This is a genomic window from Shewanella sp. SR44-3, from assembly GCF_014163735.1.
In the GTDB taxonomy this organism is placed as follows: Bacteria; Pseudomonadota; Gammaproteobacteria; order Enterobacterales; family Shewanellaceae; genus Shewanella.
Genome location: NZ_JACJDV010000002.1, coordinates 1 through 23,715, shown reverse-complemented (window position 1 = coordinate 23,715; position 23,715 = coordinate 1). Strand labels below are relative to the sequence as shown.

At 44.6% G+C, this 23,715-nt stretch carries 20 protein-coding genes; 14 read left to right on the top strand and 6 right to left on the bottom strand.

Annotated elements, in window-relative coordinates:
* Positions 1-298 precede the first annotated feature (298 nt).
* A complete protein-coding gene (locus tag H5073_RS01565; protein ID WP_182676369.1) occupies positions 299-901 on the top strand; it encodes an HD-GYP domain-containing protein in 603 nt (200 codons plus the stop codon).
* A gap of 79 nt (positions 902-980) precedes the next feature.
* Here the strand turns inward: H5073_RS01565 and H5073_RS01560 are convergent, their stop codons facing one another.
* Complete coding sequence (locus H5073_RS01560; protein WP_182676368.1) at positions 981-1,664, bottom strand: DUF4937 domain-containing protein; 684 nt, start codon at positions 1,662-1,664, stop codon at positions 981-983.
* Positions 1,665-1,924: 260 nt separating this feature from the next.
* On the opposite strand from H5073_RS01560, the gene H5073_RS01555 reads away from it, so the two are divergent.
* Positions 1,925-2,254, top strand: coding sequence for a multidrug efflux SMR transporter (locus H5073_RS01555; RefSeq protein ID WP_182676367.1), 330 nt, complete (start codon positions 1,925-1,927; stop codon positions 2,252-2,254).
* Positions 2,255-2,322: 68 nt separating this feature from the next.
* On the opposite strand, the gene H5073_RS01550 is transcribed toward H5073_RS01555, so the two are convergent.
* Positions 2,323-2,958, bottom strand: coding sequence for a cupin domain-containing protein (locus tag H5073_RS01550; protein ID WP_182676544.1), 636 nt, complete (start codon positions 2,956-2,958; stop codon positions 2,323-2,325).
* A gap of 392 nt (positions 2,959-3,350) precedes the next feature.
* Here H5073_RS01550 and recR point away from each other — a divergent pair, with 392 nt between their 5' ends.
* From recR to nadE, 6 genes are all read left to right on the top strand, one after another.
* The gene (gene recR, locus H5073_RS01545) at positions 3,351-3,950 is read left to right on the top strand and encodes a recombination mediator RecR (protein WP_182676366.1); all 600 of its coding nucleotides are present in this window, start codon (positions 3,351-3,353) and stop codon (positions 3,948-3,950) included.
* A 231-nt stretch (positions 3,951-4,181) separates the two neighbouring features.
* Positions 4,182-6,095, top strand: coding sequence for a molecular chaperone HtpG (gene htpG / locus H5073_RS01540; protein WP_182676365.1), 1,914 nt, complete (start codon positions 4,182-4,184; stop codon positions 6,093-6,095).
* A gap of 88 nt (positions 6,096-6,183) precedes the next feature.
* Positions 6,184-7,047, top strand: coding sequence for a tetratricopeptide repeat protein (locus tag H5073_RS01535; RefSeq protein ID WP_182676364.1), 864 nt, complete (start codon positions 6,184-6,186; stop codon positions 7,045-7,047).
* 123 nt (positions 7,048-7,170) lie between these two features.
* On the top strand, positions 7,171-7,815 hold the full coding sequence (gene adk / locus H5073_RS01530) for an adenylate kinase (protein WP_182676363.1): 645 nt from the start codon (positions 7,171-7,173) through the stop codon (positions 7,813-7,815).
* Positions 7,816-8,131: 316 nt separating this feature from the next.
* Positions 8,132-9,436 (top strand): inosine/guanosine kinase, encoded by a 1,305-nt coding sequence (locus H5073_RS01525; RefSeq protein ID WP_182676362.1) that lies wholly within the window; start codon positions 8,132-8,134, stop codon positions 9,434-9,436.
* Positions 9,437-9,837: 401 nt separating this feature from the next.
* Positions 9,838-10,665 carry an ammonia-dependent NAD(+) synthetase gene (nadE, locus tag H5073_RS01520; protein WP_182676361.1) on the top strand — a complete coding sequence of 276 codons (828 nt, stop codon included), beginning with the start codon at positions 9,838-9,840 and terminating at the stop codon, positions 10,663-10,665.
* A gap of 45 nt (positions 10,666-10,710) precedes the next feature.
* On the opposite strand, the gene H5073_RS01515 is transcribed toward nadE, so the two are convergent.
* Positions 10,711-11,376 (bottom strand): DUF6942 family protein, encoded by a 666-nt coding sequence (locus tag H5073_RS01515; RefSeq protein ID WP_259394782.1) that lies wholly within the window; start codon positions 11,374-11,376, stop codon positions 10,711-10,713.
* A gap of 98 nt (positions 11,377-11,474) precedes the next feature.
* Between H5073_RS01515 and H5073_RS01510 the strand changes: the two genes are divergently transcribed.
* On the top strand, positions 11,475-13,040 hold the full coding sequence (locus H5073_RS01510) for a carboxylesterase (RefSeq protein ID WP_182676360.1): 1,566 nt from the start codon (positions 11,475-11,477) through the stop codon (positions 13,038-13,040).
* 18 nt (positions 13,041-13,058) lie between these two features.
* Here H5073_RS01510 and H5073_RS01505 read toward each other — a convergent pair whose 3' ends face one another.
* Positions 13,059-15,293 (bottom strand): diguanylate cyclase, encoded by a 2,235-nt coding sequence (locus H5073_RS01505; protein WP_259394781.1) that lies wholly within the window; start codon positions 15,291-15,293, stop codon positions 13,059-13,061.
* A gap of 360 nt (positions 15,294-15,653) precedes the next feature.
* On the opposite strand from H5073_RS01505, the gene H5073_RS01500 reads away from it, so the two are divergent.
* The 4 genes from H5073_RS01500 (at position 15,654) to H5073_RS01485 (ending at position 20,505) form a co-directional block, all read left to right on the top strand.
* Positions 15,654-15,920, top strand: a complete 267-nt coding sequence (locus tag H5073_RS01500; protein ID WP_182676359.1) for a DUF4212 domain-containing protein — start codon at positions 15,654-15,656, stop codon at positions 15,918-15,920.
* A gap of 18 nt (positions 15,921-15,938) precedes the next feature.
* Positions 15,939-17,657 carry a sodium:solute symporter family protein gene (locus H5073_RS01495; protein WP_182676358.1) on the top strand — a complete coding sequence of 573 codons (1,719 nt, stop codon included), beginning with the start codon at positions 15,939-15,941 and terminating at the stop codon, positions 17,655-17,657.
* A 275-nt stretch (positions 17,658-17,932) separates the two neighbouring features.
* The gene (locus tag H5073_RS01490) at positions 17,933-19,780 is read left to right on the top strand and encodes a DUF294 nucleotidyltransferase-like domain-containing protein (RefSeq protein ID WP_182676357.1); all 1,848 of its coding nucleotides are present in this window, start codon (positions 17,933-17,935) and stop codon (positions 19,778-19,780) included.
* A 35-nt stretch (positions 19,781-19,815) separates the two neighbouring features.
* Positions 19,816-20,505, top strand: coding sequence for a 3'-5' exonuclease (locus H5073_RS01485; RefSeq protein WP_259394780.1), 690 nt, complete (start codon positions 19,816-19,818; stop codon positions 20,503-20,505).
* A 116-nt stretch (positions 20,506-20,621) separates the two neighbouring features.
* Here H5073_RS01485 and H5073_RS01480 read toward each other — a convergent pair whose 3' ends face one another.
* Together H5073_RS01480 and H5073_RS01475 are read right to left on the bottom strand one after the other, a co-directional pair.
* The gene (locus H5073_RS01480; protein ID WP_182676355.1) at positions 20,622-21,701 is read right to left on the bottom strand and encodes a ketoacyl-ACP synthase III; all 1,080 of its coding nucleotides are present in this window, start codon (positions 21,699-21,701) and stop codon (positions 20,622-20,624) included.
* A gap of 90 nt (positions 21,702-21,791) precedes the next feature.
* Positions 21,792-22,463, bottom strand: coding sequence for a GntR family transcriptional regulator (locus H5073_RS01475; protein ID WP_182676354.1), 672 nt, complete (start codon positions 22,461-22,463; stop codon positions 21,792-21,794).
* Between the two features lie 225 nt (positions 22,464-22,688).
* On the opposite strand from H5073_RS01475, the gene gmhB reads away from it, so the two are divergent.
* Positions 22,689-23,246: a D-glycero-beta-D-manno-heptose 1,7-bisphosphate 7-phosphatase gene (gene gmhB, locus H5073_RS01470; protein ID WP_182676353.1), complete on the top strand. Its 558-nt coding sequence runs from the start codon at positions 22,689-22,691 to the stop codon at positions 23,244-23,246.
* Positions 23,247-23,715 lie beyond the last annotated feature (469 nt).

Genomic DNA, 23,715 nt, shown 5'->3' with positions numbered 1-23,715 from the left:
CTTTCTACCACTTGCTGTACGGCAAGTGCTTCGGCGAAACTTGCTAGTCTGTGGGGCTCACCACGGATCATTTTTTCTACTTCATTAAGCTGGGTCTCTACTGAGCCTTGGTTTTGAATCGGTATTGGCTGTCATTGGTCTTTATCATCACAGATTAATAAACCGTCCCAATTCTGAAACCGAATGGCGCGCAGATTGAGTTGGCTATCTGAGTTTATTGATTTTTTGTATAAACCTTCATTATCTTCAATACTCACTAGAGTTATGGAACAGATTGTAGAATGATAAATGGAGTTTTATGATGGAATTAGCATCACCAACTAGTTGTCTTGTTGTGGCGTTGAGTGAGCGAGATGCTTATACCCAAGCCCATTGCGGTCGAGTTGAAACTTTGTGCTTACAGTTGGGACAAAAGTGTTGCTTAAGTGAACGAGAGCTTGATCTATTGCAAATAGCGGCAAAACTGCATGATATCGGAAAAATTGGTATCCCAGACAGTATTTTGCTAAAACCCGAGCGTTTGAGCGCTGCTGAAATGACGATAATGAAGACTCATGCTGAACTGGGACAAAATATTTGCAATAAAATTTTCCATGAAGAAGCTGAAAGTATAGGTGTTATTGTCCTGCACCATCATGAGGCCTTTGATGGTAGTGGGTACCCACATGGTTTAGCTGGAGATAATATTCCTATTTGCTCTCGGATCATTTCTATCGTGGATTGTTATGATGCTATGTTGACGACAAGGCCTTATCATTCATCACGGAGTCATGAGGAGGTGATGATAATGATGAGAAGTGAATGTGGCAGAAAAACAGATCCATTGCTATTTGGTTATTTTGAAAAAATAATCACAGATTACAGGACCAATTTAGCGTCAGATAATGGTGCCCATCGCTAAATTTATAGTCTTGCCTTTATCTACAGTTATAATTTCTCTTTATTTCATTTTACAGCCTCGCGAGCCCAAGTATTTCTGGTCATACATTAACTTCCTGAGGGGCTATATTCCAAAGAGATTCCAATTTGATCAAACAGTCCTTTGTTGAATGGCATTGTGTATTTAGCCGAGACTGTATGGTAATACGGTGTGGGCTGTGTCTATCTTGCTCATAAGCTTGCTGATTTTTCCACAGGCTGGTTATTAATAGGCAATCAGTATCCTCAGTATGTTGCCAGATGTGAATGCAGATAGGCTTGCGCTGCTTTTGAGTGGCGACAGATAGCCAAGCCATAAGAATCGCGCGAAAAATATGGATATTTATTACGCCATTATACTGCTTGATATGTAATAGAGCAGGGCTGCTAGTCTTGTCATTAACCTCCGCCTGATGAATTGCTGAGACTTCATTGAAACGGCTGACTTTACAGCTTAAGTAACTGGTTTGCTGCTGATTTATATCAAAAATTTTATCATGTTCAAAAGCCATAAATTGGCTTAAGTCAGCCTCTGAACGCCACATTCCTAATACAATTGCATCTGAGTCTGCAGCAGATAAGTGAGTATCGTCTAAGCCTTGGTTATTTGACGGTATTTCCCAGCCACCAAGCTGTGCGATAAAGCCTTTGCAGTCCGCTATGGGCTGCCAAGCTTGTTGAGAATTACAAAAGGCTGCACGTTTTTCAGCGGCGACCTTACAGCGGATAAGTTTTAATAGTGCCATAGTATCATCACGTTAGGGGTTGATTAGTGTTTTTAGCGTTGAGCTAAGTTAGCACATTTTTTGCTATTTTAGCCGTAAAGATAATTATCCCTAACTAAGGTGAACTTGAGCTTACGGTTAAACAAGATATGGTGCGATTTTAGCCAATGGGTTACACTGCAGCGCGCAAAATTTAACATTAATAAAATAGCTGGATTGAATGGTGAACTTCATCATTCGATTAACGCATTTTAATGCAAGATTAGGTAATAGGGTAGGATATGGGGTACTGGTATTTGGCATTAGCCATAGGTTCTGAAGTGATGGCGACATTAGCTCTTAAATCATCAAATGGTTTCACCGAACCCAAATACAGCACAATTTGCGTAATAGGGTATGGAGTGGCATTTTATTTTCTTTCTTTAGTGCTAAAAACTCTTCCAGTCGGTATTGCGTATGCCATTTGGGCTGGTATGGGCATAGTCTTAATTGCATTGGTCAGTGCCTTGGTATTCAAGGAAATCCCCGATCTTGCGGCTATGCTAGGCATGCTACTTATTTTGGCTGGCGTCATGGTTATTAATGTGTTTTCAAAAACGCTTAACCATTAATCTGGTTTAATCGACACAACGGTTAAGCGCTTAAGGCATGTCCTTAGTACAACGGGCTTAGCTGATTATCACAAATGCCCTGTTTTCACCCAAATAACGGTATCTTGCTCGACATAGGGATTGTGCTGGCTCAGGTGAGGGCTTCTAAGCCAAGTGCCAGCTGGGTAACGGCCGTGTTCATCAATAAATTCACCGCTGATCACATAGACTTCTTCACCACCAAAATGACGATGCGGCTGAAACTTGCAGCCAGCAGGCCAGTAGACCAGCGCGCTGGACTCGGTTAGATGCTGATGTAATGGCATGACTTGAAGCTGCCCTTGTCCGGGTAACCAAGGGGCGGTTTTCGTGTCAATGCGCACAAGCTGGGAGTCTGATGCTTGAAACTGATGCAATTTAACCAGCAGCTCACAGCCCTGCTCGCTGAAAGGGGCGTGACTAAAACCTTCAGGGTTACGGATATAGCTACCTGTGGGATAATCACCTGTTTCATCAGAAAACACCCCTGATAATACGAGGATTTCTTCACCTAAAGGGTGTGGGTGATGTGAGAAACTGGCACCAGCATCATATTTCACAATACTGCTTGCATGACCCCGTTCAGCATCTTCTCTAGCAAGGCGTTTACGCCACACGCCTTTTGCTGGGCTTTTATCCCAGCTAAGTTCATGAGTCCTTATTACTACCCGTTGGCTAAAATCCATATTGATTGAATGGCTATTAATAGGGCTAGGATTTGCGAGTTTAGCCGTGCCCGCTTGGCCGTGGTTAAGGGTGTGATGAGTCGTGCCATCATGTTGCATATATACCTCCCTAAGACTATTGCATTATCATAGGTTGATTGGAAAATTAAACCTAGTCGATATGATAATGTCACTTAAGTATTTCTTGGTACATTTGTATATTCAGTTCGAAAGACATCGCAATAGGTTAAAAGACACTGCCTATTGCGAGATTAAGTTAACACTATCCTTTGCAATCTTAGCCGTGACAGATAATAATCCCAGCTCAGTTTGAACCAGAGTTTTATTGGTGCATGCACTTTGGTGCCGCTCTGGAGTCAATCAATTCATTAAGCGTTAGGTTAGAGAGTGTTATGAAATTCAGTCCCCTCGTCGATGAGTTAATCCAAGCCCTGAAAGGTTTACCAGGTGTTGGCCCTAAATCTGCCCAGCGTATGGCATTTAATCTGCTAGAGCGGGACCGCAAAGTCGGCCTTAAATTGGCCAGTTCTTTACAGGCGGCCATGACAGAGGTCGGTCATTGCCAGTCTTGCCGCACTTTTACCGAGCAAAGCTTGTGCCCCATTTGTGCAAGCCATAAACGCGGTGCTTCTGGGGTGATTTGTGTGGTAGAAACCCCTGCCGATGTATTGGCAATAGAAGCGGGCGGGCATTTTAATGGTCGCTATTTTGTGCTTTTGGGGCATTTATCGCCCTTAGATGGTATTGGACCTGATGAGCTTGGCTTAAGTTTACTGGAGCAGCATCTCGCGTCACAGGACGTGACCGAGCTTATCTTAGCCACTAACCCTACGGTTGAAGGCGATGCCACCGCGCATTTTATTGCCGATATGGCCCGTCGTCACAAGGTGATCATTAGCCGTATCGCCCACGGCGTTCCTGTGGGCGGGGAACTTGAGTATGTGGACAGCACCACCTTAGCATTATCATTTAATGGCCGTATTGCCTTGTAAGGCAAACAGTAATCGCTTTGTTAAATAATGAAAAATCCCAGCGTTCGCTGGGATTTTGCGTTAAAAGTGATTGTTTGAACAATATTTAGCCATAAAAACACAGCGGCCCTTGAAATCACTCCCCTAAGCCCCATCTATTGGTTATCAAAGTATTTTATTAGGCTGCCTGCGGGCAGCGTAATGGTAAAACCGAATATCTAATAGTTAATAGCTAATATCAGAGGAACTATCATGTCACAGCAAGAAACTCATGGCTTTCAAACTGAAGTAAAACAACTTCTGCAATTGATGATCCACTCTCTGTATTCAAACAAAGAAATTTTCCTAAGGGAATTAGTTTCAAACGCCGCAGATGCCGCGGATAAATTGCGTTATTTAGCCCTGACAAACGATGCCCTATATGAAGGTGATGGCGAGCTACGCGTGCGTGTAAGCACAGATAAAGAAAAAGGCACTGTGACCATTGCTGATAATGGCATAGGCATGACACGTGACAGCGTAATTGAGCATTTAGGCACTATCGCTAAATCGGGCACTAAAGAGTTCTTTAACAATCTATCCGGTGAAGCTAACAAAGATTCGCAGCTCATTGGTCAATTTGGTGTGGGTTTCTACTCGGCCTTTATCGTGGCCAAAAAAGTCACAGTGCGTACTCGCGCCGCTGGCCATGCAGCAGCTGAGGGCGTGTTGTGGGAGTCAGAAGGTGAAGGTTCATTCAATGTAGAAACTATCACTAAGAATTCTCGCGGTACCGAAATTGTGTTGCACCTTCGTGATGAAGAGAAAGAGTTTGCCGATGACTGGCGCCTGCGCTCTATCATCACTAAGTACTCTGATCATATCTCAGTACCCGTCGAAATGTTTGAAGCGGGCAAAGACGCACAAGAAGGCGAAGATGGCGAAACCATTCCTGCTGTTGAAGGCAAGTGGAAGCCGATGAATAAGGCCACCGCCTTGTGGACTCGCAACAAGTCAGACATTAGCGACGAGGAATACCAAGAGTTTTATAAGCATATCTCTCACGATTACACCGATGCGCTTAAGTGGTCACATAACCGCGTTGAAGGTAAGCAAGAATACACCAGCCTTTTGTATATTCCAGCTAAAGCCCCATGGGACATGTGGAATCGTGATCATAAGCACGGTTTAAAGCTGTTTGTACAGCGGGTCTTCATCATGGATGAAGCCGAGCAGTTTATGCCTAACTACTTGCGTTTTGTGCGTGGTTTGCTTGATTCAAACGATTTACCGTTAAACGTATCTCGTGAGATTTTACAAGATAATCAAGTGACTACTGCAATGCGAGTCGGCGTAACTAAGCGCGTATTGGGCATGCTTGAAAAGTTAGCCAAAGATGAGCCAGAGCAGTACCAAGCGTTCTGGAGTGAGTTTGGTCAAGTGTTAAAAGAAGGCCCTGCTGAAGATTTTGCTAACAAAGAGCGCATTGCAGGTTTGTTGCGTTTCGCCTCGACCCATGAAAATACGGCTGCCACCACGGTTTCTCTAGAAGATTACTTAGGCCGCATGAAAGAAGGCCAAGATAAGATTTACTACATAGTTGCTGACAGCCATGAAGCGGCGGCCAATAGCCCGCACCTTGAGCTACTGCGCAAAAAAGGCATCGAAGTCTTGTTAATGTCTGAGCGTATTGATGAGTGGTTAATCAATCATTTAACTGAATTTAAAGACAAAAAGCTGCATTCAGTGACCCGCGGCGACTTAGAGTTGGGTGAACTTGAAGATGCGGCTGATAAAGAAGCCAAAGATAAGATCACCGAAGAGGCGAAAGGCTTAGTTGAGCGCATGAAAGCGGCCCTTGGCGACAGAGTCTCTGACGTTAAAGTGACCACCCGCTTAACCGATACCCCAGCTTGTGTGGTTGCCGGTGAAGGTGAAATGTCGACGCAGATGATTAAGTTGATGCAAGCTGCAGGTCAAGCTGTGCCTGAAACTAAGCCAACCTTTGAAATCAACCCAAGCCATCCTTTGGTTGAACGTTTACACAATGAAGCCGATGAGCAGTTGTTTGCTGATTGGGCAAGCTTATTGCTACAACAGGCGCAGTTGTCTGAAAAGGGCAGCCTAGCCGACCCATCGGCCTTCATCAAACTGATGAACCAGATGCTATTAGCCAGCGCTAAATAAGTTAGCCTGTGGTAAGCGGACCTTAGAGATTACGCTGAGGTCCGCTTTTGTGTTTATACCCGTCTCCTATTGAGGCTGAGGAAATACCATGGAATCTATTATTCGTCTCACTAAAGACAACATTCAAGCTGTGGTGGATCAATCTGCCAGCAGGCTGGTGATGCTTACTTTTTGGGCGCAGCAGCAAGTTGAAAGTGTGCAAATGCTGAATACTTTAGAGCAGATAGCTAACAGCCAGCAAGGGCGTTTTATTCTCGCCAGTGTGGATTGTGAAGCTGAGATGGAAATTGCCAACTATTTTCAAATTCAGGCATTGCCCACCACCTTGTTGTTGGAAAATGGTCGTCCATTAGATGGCTTTTCTGGGGTACAAGACGCAGAGCAAGTGTTGGCTCTGTTAGATAAGCATCTACCTCCTCAGTGGATGGATGATGTGGATGAGGTCAAAACCTTGTTGGCTCAAGGTGAGTTAACGGATGCGGATCTCACTGCAATCTTAATGCGATTAAAACAGGCTTATGAAGATTCAGGAAAACAGGCAGAAATTGCCCTGTTAATGGCTGATGTGCAGTTGCAACTTGGGCAATTAACTGAAGCTAAAGTCAACTTAGATGTGATTGGCCTTGCTGATCAAGGCAGCTTTTATCACAGCTTGATGGCAAAGTTTACCCTAGCATTAGATGCCACCGACACCCCAGAAATTAGGCAGTTGCAAGAAGCTGTGGCAGCCGCACCTGACGATATGCAGGCGGTGTTAGCACTGGCCAAAGCACTGCATAAAGCTAAGCGTGACGAAGAAGCCTTAGAGGCGTTATTCGCCATTTTGCAAAAAGACTTAACCGCCTTAGATGGGCAAGTTAAACAAGTCTTTATGGAAATGCTCACCGCCATAGGCCAAGGCAACGCCATTGCTAATCAGTATCGCCGCAAGCTTTATACTTTACTGTATTAAACGTTTGTTTAAGCCGGGATTAGATGTTGGTCTAATCTCGGTACTTTTTCCCTTCTAAAAAGACGGCAAATGTGCGAAAATCGCCGCCCTAAAAAGAACATCACACCAAAGAGGACTTTCGACATGCGCATTATCCTATTGGGCGCCCCTGGTGCCGGTAAAGGCACTCAAGCTCAGTTTATTATGCAGCAATATGGCTTACCCCAAATCTCCACTGGCGATATGCTACGTGCAGCAGTAAAAGCGGGCACGCCATTAGGCTTAGAAGCGAAGAAAGTCATGGATGCAGGTCAACTTGTGTCTGATGAGCTTATCATCGGTTTAGTTAAAGAGCGCATCGCTCAAGATGATTGTGCTAAAGGCTTCTTGTTAGACGGCTTCCCGCGCACTATTCCTCAAGCTGACGCTATGGCGGCTAACGGTATCGACATAGATCACGTGATTGAAATCGATGTGCCAGATGAAGAAATCGTTAAGCGCATGAGTGGTCGCCGCGTTCACTCAGGCTCTGGCCGTGTGTACCATGTGGTGTTCAATCCACCTAAAGTTGAAGGTAAAGACGATGTGACCGGTGAAGACCTGTCGATTCGCCCAGATGATGAAGAATCAACCGTGCGTAAGCGTTTAGATATTTACCATGAGCAAACTAAACCGTTAGTTGAGTACTACGGTAACGTAGCTGCGCAAGGTAAGACTCAGTACAACACCTTTGATGGCACTCAGTCAGTTGCTGCGGTAAGTGAACAGCTAGCTAAAGTGATTGGCTAATGCAATTGGCTAATAGTACTGGCGCATTTATTCGCTAGAAATGGGCTAAACTTACGCCTGTTTTAACAAAAGCCTGCAATTGCAGGCTTTTTTGCTTTATAGCAGCTATAAATTGGCTGACTTTTGACTTTGTTAACTGGCTCATTTTATTTTTTGTGGTAGAATCTGCCGCCATTCGCGAGGCTAGGCCGTAACAGTTTAATTGCACGTTTTTACGTAACAATGACCCCCTGTTTGCGCTATTAGTTTTCTTGCTATATTTGATTGTTAATCACTCCAGCTAAGTTGCACGGACGCCAACCTAAGAGAGCCCAAAATGAAGTTTCCCGGTCAGCGTAAGTCTAAGCATTATTTTCCTGTAAATAGTCGCGATCCTTTATTAGCCCAGTTGACTCAGCAACCTCAGCCATTCTCAACTTATGTTTGTGGTATCGATCAGACTTTGGTGGATATTGAAGCTAAAGTTGAAGATGAGTTGCTTACCCGTTATGGATTGCCTAAAGGTAACTCCACCTTGATTAACGACGAGCAAGCTCACAATTTATACAATGAGCTTAAATCTAATGAGATGATAAGCGATGAGTTTGCTGGTGGCACTATCGGTAACACGGTACACAACTACTCTATTTTGGCCGATGACCGCTCTGTACTGTTTGGGGTCATGAGTCGCAATGTGATGGTGGGCAGTTACGCTTACCGTTATTTGTGCAACACCTCATCTAAAGTCGACCTTAACTATCTGCAACCTGTGGACGGCCCAATTGGTCGCTGTTTTACTTTGATTTCAGATTGCGGCGAGCGCACCTTTGCTATCAGTAAAGGCTCGATGGATAAACTGACTCCAGAATATATAGACAAAGGCGTAGTGCAAGGCAGCTCTGCGTTAGTGCTTACAGCCTATTTAATGCGTGCTAGTGATGGTGACGGTATTACTTCTGCTGCAATGCAAGCAATTGAATATGCTAAAGAAGCTGAAGTACCTGTGGTATTAACCTTAGGCACCCGCTTTTTAATTCAAGAAGATCCTAACTGGTGGCAAAACTTCATCAACGAACATGTGACCATTTTGGCGATGAACGAAGATGAAGGCGAAGCATTAACCGGCTTTAAAGATCCTCTGCTTGCCAGTGAAGCCGCTCTTGAGTGGTGTGATATGGTGCTCACGACAGCCGGTGCTATCGGGCTTTATACCGCAGGCTACACTGAAGATGAAGAGAAACGTGAAACCAGCCACACGCTGCTACCTGGCGCCATTCCTGAATTTAATCGTTTTGAGTTCTCGCGCCCTAAATTGAAAATAGATTGTGAAACCCCCATCAAGGTGTATGCCCACATTTCACCTTACATGGGCGGCCCTGAGCTTATTCGTAACACCAATGGTGCCGGTGATGGCGCATTATCGGCGCTGCTGCACGATTTATCGGCCAATACCTTTCATAAGGCCAATGTACCAGGTTCTAGCAAACATAAGCGTGATGGCCTGTGTTACTCATCATTTTCTCAGGTATGCAAATACGCTAACCGCGTCGCCTATGAAGTGTTAGCTCAACACAGCCCACGTTTATCCCGCGGCCTGCCTGAGCGCGAAGACAGTTTAGAAGAGTCTTACTGGGAAAGATAATCACAGGCAAATACCAATAAGTGTCTTGATTGAAATAAAAACAATAATGACGGCTCATTATCGTTTTTTTTTGCTCAAAATTTTATAGAATAGCCTCAGAGACTTAAATTAATACCAATCGTATTAATTATCTGGTGATTCAGCGGGAGTTCAAAGGGTATTAATCAAGGCGAAGGCTTGAAGGCATAGTGGTGCTATGTCAAAAATCTTCAACACAGAGAAATCCCCTTTGAAACCCACCCTAGGGAGCACCTCAAGCGTTCCACTTCTTCGTTGCATTCCTGTGTAAGAATGAGGTTTGAAAGGGAATAACCCTTACTGCATTAATGCGCCTTGAATTGAAAAGCTTGAGGTGCTCTGATAGATCACATAATTAATGTGATTGGTATAAGGAGATTGGCGTGAAACAGCAAATTTTACGAGAAATGAAAGTACTCACAGCCATAGAGCCTGAGTTTGAGATTGAGCGTAGAGTCGCGTTTATCAAAGCCAAATTAATAGCAGCCCACAGCAAGACTTTAGTGTTGGGCATTAGTGGCGGAGTAGACTCATCCCTTGCCGGGCGTCTATGCCAGTTGGCCGTGGACAGCTTGAATCAGCAACAAGGCGAAGCGAGTTACCAGTTTATTGCGGTGCGCCTGCCTTATCATGTGCAAAAAGATGAGCATGAAGCGCAACTTGCTTGCCAATTTATTCAGCCAAGTAAATTAGTCACAGTCAATGTGCACGATGGCGTAGTTGGGGTGCACAATGCCACCCTTGCAGGTCTTGAAGCGGCAGGTTTGGCTCATGATAGCACTAAAGCTGATTTTATTAAGGGCAATGTCAAAGCGCGAATGCGCATGATAGCTCAGTATGATATCGCAGGGCTTGTGGGCGGGCTGGTGGTGGGCACAGATCATAGCGCTGAAAATATCACTGGTTTTTACACTAAATGGGGTGATGGAGCCTGCGATCTAGCACCGTTATTTGGTTTGAATAAACGGCAAGTGCGTCAGTTAGCAGCGTTTTTAGGGGCACCAGAAGTGCTGGTTGTTAAAGCGCCTACGGCGGATCTGGAAGAAGATAAGCCTCAGCTCGAGGACGAAGTGGCTTTAGGGCTAAGTTACGATCAAATCGATGACTTTTTAGAAGGTAAGCCCGTTGATAGCTCAGTCTCGGACAAACTTGTGGCTATCTATAAGCGTACTCAACATAAGCGTCAGCCTATTGCGACCATTTATGACTAATTGTTGCTAACTAATGCTGTGAACTAATACCACTAGTGAATGCCGTTATTCGTCACATGAATGCAATAGGGTATGGACTTGCTCAATCAAGAGGTTGGGAAACTGGCGATAATCAAGATAGGGCGTTAGCAGTACCCTGTTATGGCCTTGCATCAGCTTATCATTAATTGATAACAACCTGACTTTGCCTTGCTTATCTAAGGTGCGGCTGCCTATATCAATAATGCCGAGTTTGGTTTGTGCTTCTAGGCCACAGACTATATGCCATTTGGCTTCGGGATCCAGCTGATAGCGCGGCTTAATGGTCGCGACATCGTCCCAAGGCTCATGAGCGCCTGATAAAAAATGCAATCGTCTTGATAGTACGTTTGTTGACGGTACATTTGTTGATGGATTATCTGCAGGGGCAGCAACAAACAGCGCTTTTCTAAGCCCTTGCCACGTTTTTGTGCTTGTGCATTGGCTTTGGCAAAGTTTTGCCATTATGGTAAAAATTTTGCGCCAATGGTTACCATTAATAGCGATTAATTCATCAATCGCTGTCTCTGTGTTGACTTGCCAAGAGCTAGACACGCCGTTAGGCAGTATTGGCGGGTTAGGTAAATAAAATGCCACTTCTATTTGGCCGGATTGGCTTTCAAAATACAGAGAATCTAATTGGGGCGCATCTGTCATAAAGGCGGTGAACTCAAAGGCTGTTGTTAGTGGCATTGAGGAAGAACTTTAGCGCATAATAGATGGTTATGTCAGTTAATTATCGTTTTGTTTAAATTTAGTGATACAGGTATCCAATAGACTCAAGGCAACTCATGCGCGCGATAGTAATAGGCTCGACAAAACATTTTTTATTTGCCTTAGGTTATGGATTGCTAGGCATTTTAGCTGCGGCGTTATTTGGGGCTGTGTGGACCCTTAACGACAGACCCGAACTTAAGCCTTGGCACACGCTTGAGCTTAAGAATGAATATCATCAGCAACTGGGCTTGAAAGATTTCTCTGAGTATTTGCAGTTAGAACAAAGTCTTTTTAGTGAACTTGATACGCAAATTCAAAGGATAGATTTTGCCTCAAATCCGCAACATAGCGACTTTAATCGTTATGATAATCAAAGCCCATCTTCACCGCTTCGCTTTGATCACAATTGGAATCGCAGTTATGAATGGCAGCATCCAGATGCCGAGTTTGGTGTATTGCTACTTCATGGCATGTCTGACTCACCTTATGCCTTGTCGCATTTTGCTAAACACTTTAGCGCTAAGGCTCATGTTTTAAGCTTAAGATTGCCAGGACACGGCACCTTGCCATCGGGATTAACCTCGATTACTTGGCCAGATCTTGCCAGTGCAGTGAGCCTTGCCACCGCACACATGAAGCTGCAACTCAAGGGTAAACCTTTATATGTCATTGGTTTTTCAACAGGGGCTGCGCTTGCATTAAACCATGAGCTTGAGAATATCGACCAAGATAAGACGACAGATTATCAAGCCATGGTGATGTTATCTCCAGCTATAGGCCTTAAACCCATAGCGGCATTTGCTAAATGGCAAGCCTATCTTGGGCAGATATTAGGCCAGAAGAAGTTAATCTGGAATAGCATAGAAACTGAGTACGATCCATTTAAATATCAGTCATTTGCTGTTAATGCCGGAGATGTAGTGTATCAGTTGTCCCAGCGTAACAAGCAGTTAATGCATCAATTAACCGCCACCCAAAAACGCCTGTTGGGCAGCATACTTAGCTTTCAATCTGTGGTGGATGATACGGTGTCAAGTCAAGAAGTGCTAACCGAGTTGTATCAACAACTGGGACTAAGCCAGGTTGAGCCAAGTAAACCGACACTTAACATGGCAGTATTTGAAATACCTGTGAAGGACGTGCCATCACAAGCACATCATGAGCTGGTATTATTTGATGTCAACCGCAACCCTCAATATCGACAATGGTTAGCCTTGCCATTGGATGAGCTGATGTTTACTCAAGGCAATGTCCCGAATAGCAGCCAGGCTGATTTCACTTTGACCTTAATTGAAAATAACCCTAATGCGCAGGATAAAATCCAAGCTAGGGTCATGAGGCAAGGTACAGCAGAGTCACTTCTCAAGTCCAAGACTGAGCCTCTTATCGAATCGATAGCTCTGCAGTGGCCTAAAGGTGTGTACTCGCTATCCCATATTGCTTTGCCTTATCCAGAATCTGATGAGCTTTACGGGCGTAGCCCTTCAGGTAAGCAAGATAAAATCCATATCGGTGGTAATATTCATTCAGGTGAGCGCGGCGTTATCGCTTTGTCAGCCTCTGATATGCTCAGACAAAAGTGGAACCCTTTTTATCCTTATGTGTTGCAGCGGGTGGATGATTTTTTCACGGTTAAGTAACCTAAATCTTGGCTAAGTCTACTGCTTTGCTGTTCGGGGCTCATCACTTATCAGGCTAACCACACTTTGATTACGGCCCTGCTCTTTGGCTTGATACAAATTATCATCAGCGACTTTTAACCAACGGTCTAAGTCTTTGTTCCAATTTGCATTGGCTGTGATAGCACCAATGCTGGCACAGACTTGAAAGGTTTGCTCATCTAGGGGGGATTGAATTATTGTCGCCGCAAGCGTTTCTCTAAATTCATTAAGGTGCTGCTGAATATGCAGCGCATTACTCATGGGTAAAATTAAAATAAACTCTTCACCGCCAAAACGGGCCACGATATCGGTATCGCGGGTAAAGAACTCACTTAAGCAGTGAGCGACCTGTTTTAAGCACTCATCACCAGCTTGGTGGCCATAGGTGTCATTAATTTTCTTAAAGTGGTCTAAATCTAAAATAGCGATCGTCATGGCTTGGCCGCTGCGATGGCAAAATTCTCTGAGCTCGGCAAATTTATTTTCAGCGTAACGACGATTATACATGCCAGTTAGCGGATCTTTATCTACCAGCACTTGAAGCCGCTCATTAGCGGCCTCTAATTCTTGAGTGCGCAGGGCGACTGTTTCTTCAAGCTCAAGCTGATGAGTAATAAGCTTACGTTTACTTTTAATTAGACGTTGATGCAAGCTGTACACTTCTCGTGAGGTCGCATCATCGAGTAATTGCAGTTGCACCTTGTTATCTCGTAATGGGTTGAATTCTTCCGCAATAATTTTTAAAGGTTCAGTGAGCAATTGGCTGATTTTTCGTGAGATAAAAAAGGTTGCAACCAAGGAGATGAGTAACACTAAAAAACTATTGAAGAGCTGTTCTCGAGCAACACTGAGTAGGGGAGAGAAAGGATCAAGGATAAAGACTTGCCAGTTATTGCTAAGGGTGCGTTTCGCATGAATATATTCAGGAACAAAAGGGTACAAGTTATGGAGGTTGATAAGGTTTAAACGGGTGTTATATAGCCCAGTGCCATCACTGTAACTAAAATCACTCATGATAGGCAAAGCTAGCTCTTTGGAGGAATATACCACCTTATTATTGCTGTCTATGATCACTAAGCCTTGCATTAGTCTATGGCTGTTATGACTTTCTAGACTATTAAAGTTCCTCAGATCCAGTGAGCCTTCAATAATACCTATGGGCTTTTTTTCAGTGCTCATGTCGCCATTGGCATAAAAAGGAGCACTGATAGCCACTATGGGGTCACGACCGTAACCACGACCGATAAAGGCTGGGGATAGGTAATTTTTCTGTTGTACAAATGCCTGAGTAAAGTACTCCCTGTCTTTAATTGAAGCCAACTGCTTATCTTTACTCAGCTCGGTAAATAACACATCTGGACTTGCGGCCACCACCAGGGCGTTTAAATCGGCAATGATCATGGTGGCAAAGCTTGGGTAGTTTTGATGAATACTCTTAAGCCAAGTTTGCCAGTCTTGTGATTTAGTTTGGGAAATACTCAATAGATGGGCGGCATTAGCCACGACCTTTAAATGATTGTTAAGGTACTTCTCGGTTGCTGTGGCTATGTGTTCAGCAGTTTCTTCTAAACTTTCACTGATCAATATCTGCTGTTTTTCTAAAGATACGTAGTTGTAAATGAGTGAAGAACTAAGCAAGCACAAGGTGATCAATAAGGTGACGCAATAGGTGAGCTGAGAGCTGAACGCTCTGCGGCGCTTATCGACAATTTTACCTTTAAAGTTCCACAGCCAAGGGGTCAAAATAATGATAATAGAGGCCAAACTTGTGCAAATTAATCCATTGATGACTTGCTTGATAATAGCAAACGGCATGTGCTCAGGGGGGACATCTAAGAAGGTCTGGGCATAGAGGTATAATAGTGGTGCGCCCATTAGTAACCAATAAACTCCACTAGCGTAAAGAGCGTAAATATCTCTGCGCCTTGCTAAGCCAAGAAATATCGCTTCAAGGGTAAACAGCAGATAAACGTGGGGACTATCCCAAACTAGCATCAAACCTGTGACAGCAATTGTGGCACTGAGTAGCGCATACCAAGGGCCGAGCAGCACAGCGACAATCACCATTACAGTATTGCCTAGCACCAGCTCTACATTGGCAAACAAAGGAATGGGGTAGAGGTTAATAAGAAAACCTATAACGCCAAGGAGTACTGAAAATCCAAGGTGGTAACTATTTATGGTGGTGAATCGAGACATAGCGTGGGATAAGTTCAACAATGAGATCGCCATTTTTCAATCGTAATAACAAAAGACTAACCTTGTTACAGCACTATCACAAGCCAAGATAGCCGATGGACAGACTAACGCATAAAAAACCAACAATTCAACTGTGCAGAATAATATTTCTGAGTTGTTAATCGGCTTGCAGGCGCTGAGGTTGACTCGACTTTGGTCTAAGGCGTGATAGTGGTTATTTTAATTGCCTACTTAGCGGGCTGTTTTAACTTATTGTTTTTAAATGATTAAATTTACTTTCCTATCATCCTGAATAATGTTGCCAATCCCATTAGACTAAGGTCGTGATTGTTATCACAGTGTGAATTGTTAGATTAAAACTGACTTTAATAACAATCACACAGGGGAGTCGCTATGGGTTTTGAAAACAATGATAAAGCTGCGGGCTATTGGCGTGAGAATTTACGCTTAGTGTTGGGCTTGCTGACGATTTGGGCTGCGGTGTCATTTGGCTGCGGTATTCTTTTGGTTGATGTATTGAACGAGTTCCATTTTATGGGCTTTAAGTTGGGGTTTTGGTTTGCTCAGCAAGGGGCCATGTATGTGTTTGTGGCATTGATTTTTGTCTATGTGGCTTTGGTTAATGCCCTAGATAAGAAATATAACGTCCATGAAGACTAATGGCTAAGGAGAACTAAAATGGATGTTCAAACATTAACGTATTTGATTGTTGGCGCGACGTTTACCCTCTATATCGGCATTGCGATTTGGGCGCGAGCAGGTTCCACTAAAGAATTCTATGTTGCTGGTGGCGGCGTGCACCCAGTGATGAATGGTATGGCCACCGCGGCGGACTGGATGTCGGCGGCATCGTTTATTTCATTAGCGGGCATAGTGTCATTCACCGGTTACGATGGTTCTGTCTACTTGATGGGATGGACCGGTGGCTATGTACTGCTGGCCCTGTGTATGGCGCCTTATTTGCGCAAATTTGGCAAATTCACTGTGCCTGATTTTATTGGTGACAGATATTATTCTCAAGTTGCTCGCACTGTGGCGGTCATTTGCGCTATTTTCATTTGTTTTACTTACATTGCTGGACAGATGCGCGGCGTCGGGGTGGTATTTTCACGCTTCCTTGAGGTGGACATTGATACCGGTGTCTATATAGGCATGGCGGTGGTGTTCTTCTACGCTGTGCTTGGTGGCATGAAAGGTATTACCTATACTCAGGTTGCCCAGTATTGCGTACTGATTTTTGCTTTTATGGTGCCAGCGATTTTTATCTCTGTAATGATGACAGGGCATATTTTACCGCAAATTGGCTTTGGTGCTGAACTTGTGGATGCAGCTGGTAATGGCACAGGCGTCTATTTACTGGATAAGCTCGATGGGCTATCAGCAGAATTAGGCTTCTCCCAATATACTGAAGGCTCAAAATCCATGATTGACGTGTTCTTCATCACGGGCGCCTTAATGTTTGGTACTGCGGGTTTACCTCATGTCATCGTGCGTTTCTTCACTGTGCCTAAGGTAAAGGATTCACGTATTTCAGCGGGTTGGGCTTTGGTCTTTATCGCCATTATGTACACCACAATCCCTGCATTAGCAGCATTCTCTCGGGTGAATATGATAGAAACCATTAATGGTCCAGAGTCGACTGGGGTTGCCTATGAAACTGCGCCGCAATGGATCAAAAACTGGGAGAAAACCGGCCTAATCACATGGGATGATAAAAATGCTGACGGCAATATTTATTACGCCAACGGTGACCGCAATGAGATGGATATCGATAGAGATATCATGGTGTTGGCAACGCCTGAAATCGCAGACTTACCGGCTTGGGTGATAGCCCTTGTGGCCGCGGGTGGCTTAGCTGCAGCTCTGTCAACCTCTGCGGGTCTTTTGCTGGTGATTTCAACATCAGTCTCCCATGACTTACTTAAGAAAAACTTGATGCCAGATATCTCAGATCAAAAAGAGCTGCTTTATGCTCGCATTGCAGCGGCGCTGGGTATTGTAATGGCAGGCTACTTTGGCATTAATCCACCGGGCTTTGTGGCGGCAGTGGTTGCAATAGCCTTTGGATTAGCGGCAGCTTCTTTGTTTCCTGCAATCATCATGGGTATTTTCTCTAAAACGGTTAATAAGGAAGGTGCTGTGTTAGGCATGTTGAGTGGTTTATTGTTTACAGCAGGTTATATAGTGTATTTCAAATTTATCAATGTAGAGGCCAACACCGCAGATAATTGGTTTATGGGCATTTCGCCAGAAGGTATAGGTATGGTTGGCATGATGGTTAATTTTGCAGTGGCCTTTCTGGTCAGTAAGATCACTAAAGCTGTCCCTGAGGATGTGGTTGCCATGGTGGAGTCTATTCGTTTCCCTAAAGGTTCAGGTAATGCGCAAGATCATTAACTACGGCAATAGCCATTAATATCCTTAGTTAATTAGTTACTTATTTATGCAATCACAGCTTTAATTATGAATATTAGGACGCTTCGGCGTCCTTTTTTATGTTTCACGCTTTTCTGTCTAACGTGAGTGTCGTTAACTACCATCATAGATGCATAGGCTTTAGTCTTATAGTCAATGACCTAAACGCCGCGTTATAGTCACTGATAGTAAAGTAAGGCTTGTGCGATGATAGTATCAAACTTGAATAAGAGCCGCGCGGGATTAAGGGGGATGTTATGGATGCCAGTGAGTTACAACCCATTGAAGACTTTCTCAGCTCAATAGCGCCTTTTAATGCATTGTCCGCCGACACCATAGCTCAATGTGCCCGCCAGCTGACGATCGGCTATTACACTAAAGCCATGGGTTTTGTGAATTTTGATCCCATCGCTCCTAAACTCTATTTAGTTCGCAGCGGCGCGTTTGAAGTGCGCGATCCCGATGGGGTGCTGGTGGACAGGGTAGCAGAAGGGGAGTTTTTTGGCTTTTCGACCTTGCTCTCAGGGGAGGAGGTGGTCAATAAGGTCGCGATTTTAGAAGACAGTTTGGTCTATCATCTGCCCCAAAGCTTATTTTTAAGTCTTAAGGCACAAGAACCCAATGTTGAGCGTTTCTTTAACCGCGCTTTTGCCAAGCGCCTTCGAGATCAAGGCCGCTTTAAGGCCAAAGAGCTTATCACCACAAGCCAAATTCACAGCATTATGTCCAAACGGCCCATCAGTATCCCTTCTGGCTCAAGTGTGTGTGCAGCGGCAAAAGTGATGCGTGATGCCCGCGTATCTTCGGTATTGGTGCTAGAACAGCAACGATTAATAGGGATATTAACGGATCGTGATTTGAGAAACCGAGTGGTGGCCGATAACCGCAGCGGTGACACGCAAGTACAGCAAGTGATGACCCTGCAACCTGTGACAGCAGAGCCCAGCACCTTAATCTTTGAAGCCATGCTTGCCATGAGTGAGCACAATATTCATCACTTGCCAGTGGTGGATGCTGGTGTTGCCGTTGGTATGGTCACCAGTACCGATATTTTGCGCTCCCAAGGCTCACAGCCGTTACTGCTTATTGGTGAGATTGAGCGCCAAAATGATATCGATGCATTAATTCGCGTTAGTAAACACATCCCATTGTTATTGCAAAACTTGATAAGCGCCGATGCAAGAGCCCAAGAAATTGGCCGAGTGCTCACCTCAATGACGGATGCACTTACTCGGCGACTTATTATCTTAAATCAACGCTTGCTGGGTGAAGCTCCAATGGCATTTTGCTGGTTGGCGTTTGGCTCACAGGGCCGGCAAGATCAAGGCGGCTGTTCAGATCAAGACAACGGCCTGCTACTTGCGGAAGAACCCGATGAATTCGCCGCCGCTTATTTTGACAAGTTGAGTCATGGGGTATGCAAGGGCCTTGATGCCTGTGGTTATGTTTATTGCCCCGGCGGGATCATGGCGCAAAATCCCACGTGGCGAATGTCGCTTAAAAAGTGGCAACAGCGTTTTTCTGGATGGGTGAATACCCCAGAGCCTAAAGCTTTGATGCACGCGAGTATTTTCTTTGATATGCGCGCCGTTTTTGGCCCAGGGAGTCTATTTGATGCCCTGCAAGATACTGTACTGGCAGAAACTCAAGGCAATGATATTTTCTTGGCAGGCATGGCTGCGAATGCCCTAACAGAGTCGCCACCACTGGGTTTTTTTAGAAAATTTGTCCTTGAACGTGATGGCAGTGAAGTCAAAGGCATGGATCTTAAACACAAGGGCAGTGCACTGATTAATGATATCGCGCGGGTGTATGCCTTAAGTGTCGGCTTAAAAGAGGTCAATACCGCCAAGCGGATCCGCGCTTTGATGGACAGTAAAGTATTAGTAAGAAGTGATGCGTTAAATCTTGGGGATGCCCATGAATTTATTGCGCATATGCGCTTAGCTAATCAAGGGGCACAGGTCAGTGATGGCCATGAAATCACTAATTATTTGAAGCCGCAGCAAATTTCATCATTATTGCGTCACCAATTACGAGATGCCTTCAAAGTGGTTCATGAGGCGCAGTCTGGGGTTAAACTTAAATTTATGCGAAGCCTCTGATGCTAAGCGCCCTTAAATTTAAACTGCAGTGTGTATTGGCCCCAAAGCCAAGTCATCCCATTTTGCTGGATTATCAACAGGCGGCGTTAGCTTTAACCCTGAAGCCATCTGATCAACAGGGAGCAAAGCAAAGCCAATTACAGTTATGCCTGCGTGAGCTGCCGTTAATGGCCATCGATTTAGAAACCACAGGGCTTGACCCTAATACAGAGCAAATCGTCAGTATTGGGCTAGTGCCGATTTATGGCGCTGAGATTCCGTTAGCTAAGGCGCAGCACCGCACAGTGGCGATTAATGGCGGAGTAGGCAACAGTGCCACTTTTCATGGGTTAAGCGACAGTGCTTTGGCTAAAGGCATGGCGTTGGATGAGGCTATGGCATGGTTTATCACTGAAAGCCGTGGCCATATACTGGTGGCCCACAATGCACCGCTGGATCTAGGTTTTATTCAGGTCCAATTTGAGCGGCTTTATCAGAGCCCCTGTCCGCTGCCTTTTATTGATACCTTGGCTATCGCTAAGCGGCGTTGGTTATCTCAACATAGCGTGCTGAAACAAGATTGCCTGCGACTAGATGCTTGCCGTAAACGCCATGGATTGCCCACTTATGCAGCGCACAGCGCACAAATAGATGCACTGGCCTGCGCTGAATTACTCGTGGCACAAATGGCGGCGATAGCGGGTAAAGATAAACTCAGCCCGTGGCAATTACTGCAGTTTGCATAGCGGCTATGGGTTTTATAGTTAAGAAATGACGTAATTAGAGCAAAAAAAAGCCAGCACTAACACCAATGCTAAGGGTAATGTTAGTGCTGGCGTTAGCGCGTTTATCGCAATGAATATTAAACGTTTACATCAGGCTTTAAGAAGTAATCCACCGCAGGTTTGATAAGCTCTAATGCCGTCTTGTCACAAGGAGGTAATTGCGCATCGCTGAGGTTGATAGGCGTCACTCTATCGCCCCACTGGAATACCGCTGCTGCAGAGGTTAATCCAGCACCGAAAGCGCAAGATAGAATTTTCTGCTGCGGTTTAATCAAACCTTGCTCTAGGGCGTCACAAATAGCGATTGGAATCGTGGCCGCCGAGGTATTACCGTATTTGGCAATGTTCACAAAGGCTTTCTCTTTAGGAATTTTCATCCGGCTAACTAAGGTGTCGATAATGCGCTCATTGGCTTGATGCGGGATAACAAAATCAATATCGTCTTTATCCAACTGGCACTTATCTAATACTTTGGCACTTAAGCTGCCCATGCCATTGATGGCACGTTTGAAGATTTCTTGGCCGTTAAACTGAATAAAAAAATCCAGTGAGCTGGCATCGAACCTGTCCATTTGACTGCCAAACTGTGATTTTAAAATATCGCGGCCTTCAGGGTCGTTATTGAGCTCATAACCGAGCACGCCGCCTTCTTCAGCGCTGGCTTCAAGAATGACTGCGCCGGCGCCATCGCCGAATAACACTGCTGTATCACGACGTGACCAATCTAAATAAAATGACAGACGCTCAGCGCCGATCACTAAAATTTTCTGATTTTGACCGCTTTTAATCAATGAACTAGCAAGACCAAGACCATATAAAAAACCACTGCAAGCGGCGTTGATATCGAAGGCTCCGCAAGTGGCGCCAATGCTAACCTGTACCGCTGATGCTATGTTAGGAATTAAGGTGTCAGGGCTTGCTGAAGCTAAAATAATTAAGTCAAGTTCACTGCCATCTATGCCTGCTGCCGCGAGTGCGTGCTGAGCGGCAACGCTGGCCATTTCAGAGGTGTTCACATGGCTAATGTGACGCTCGCTAATACCTGTGCGTGATTTAATCCACTCATCAGAGGTTTCCATGAACGTAGCAAGGTCTTCGTTGGTGAGTGTAGCCGGTGGGACACATTTTCCCCAACCTGTGATATGAGCGTACTGCATTGTATGTTCTCTCAAAATAAAACGGTAAATATAATAGAAGAATGAAATGGTTGAGCGCTGCAGTTAACTGCTTGAGCGGCTACAAGGGTATTAACTCAATTGCTTCTCAACCAAGACTTTTATTGCGGCCAAAGCACCTAGAATATGTTGGCGTAATAACTCGCTGGCGCCAGCAACATCTTTATTCTTACAAAAATCGAGTAGGGCTCTATGCTCTCTCTCGGCAGTGGGAATGCCACCCGTGTGTAGCAGTTGTAATCTGATATAACGATCGCTATGAGTATTGAGTCCTTTGACAATATCAAGAGTATGGGCACGGCCTGCTGCTTGATATAAGCAAGTATGGAACTGCATGTTAAGCTCGCTCCACGTTGCGACGGAACTTTCAAGCTTAAAAGCCAATTCCAATTGCGTTAATACTTGCTCTGCCTTGTCTAGGTCCTCATCTTGCAGATTCGGAATTGCTTTTGCAAGTAAATCGGCTTCAATCATGGCCCTGAGCTCAAAAAGCTCGGTCACCTGGATCACTGATAGCAAGGTCGCGGTGGCACCTTTATGGGGTTCAAAATTGACTAACCCTTCAGTATCCAATTGCACCAGCGCCTCACGTACTGGAATGCGGCTCACATTGAGCTGCTCAGCAATATAAGACTGGCGAATAGCTTGGCCACCTTTAATCTGCCCTGATAAGATCCACTCCCTCAGTGTGTGCAATACCACTTGGCTACGAGTTTTATGGACAACAGGCGAAGATAAATTCATGGGCAACCAAAGTAAAAACACGGTGAATAAAGTCAGTAAAGCTGTGCACCGATAATACGTTCAGCGCTGATAACCCCAGAAGCGACAGCTAAAAGTGCCGAGCAAGATTACTCTTTAGTCTGAATTTTATCAAAGTAAAAATATTTATCGGCTAGCAGGCCAAGGTTTGTGTGGCTCCCTGCTTAAGAGGGTGGGATAATCTACACAGAAAAATGATAGGAGTGAATGACTGTGAGAAAGGCCGTATTTTTAGATAGAGATGGAGTTATCAATAAAGACACTGGGTATGTTCACCTTGTCGATGATTTTGAGTATATAGAAGGCGTGTTTGACGCTTGCCTTGCATTAAAGAAAATGGGCTACCTATTAGTAGTAGTAACCAATCAATCGGGTATTGCTCGGGGCATGTACAGTGAAGACGATTTTCATTCATTAACTGAGTGGATGGATTGGAACTTTGCCGACAAAGGCGTTGAGCTTGATGGGATCTATTATTGTCCCCATCACAATGAAAAAGGCATAGGCGAGTATAAGCAAGATTGTGATTGCAGAAAACCTAAGCCAGGTATGCTGATAGATGCCGCGCAGTTTTTAAATATCGATTTAAGTCAGTCTGTGATGGTAGGTGACAAGGCCGATGATATGCGCGCCGCCATTGCTGCAGGAGTTGGTACATCAATTCTGGTGCGCAGCGGTAAAACGGTCGATGATGCTGGAATTGAACTTGCGACTAGAGTAGTAGACAGCATTGCCCAAGTGCCAGGTTACTTAGCCAGCCTTTAGTTAGCGTTTGGTTTAGATAAGCCGCTAAAGTCGCATGTTTAGTAAGATGCTAATAAGGTATTAGCTATCTATGTACAGGATTAAGTGGGGGAAACCACACTAAACGTCAGTAAATATGCAGAAAACCCCTGCAGCACAGCATTTGAAGTCGATAAAAACACCGTTTCGACTGAAAAGTGTTCGCTTGATGCGCTTTTATAAAGAAAAGTCTTTAAAGGGGTTGCAGGAAATATTGAAGTGCCTATAATGCGCAACCACTGACACGGCGTGAATCGATTCAACGTTTGAAAGAACAAATGAATCAACATCATGTAGCGTGTACGCTCTTTAACAATTTATCAAGTAATCTGTGTGGACACTCACAGGTATTGAGTTATTCGACAATTATTTAAATCAGTTTAACTGCTTTAGATAATCAAAAAATTTAAACTCAATGCAACAAAGAGTGTTCATAGAAATATGTACATAG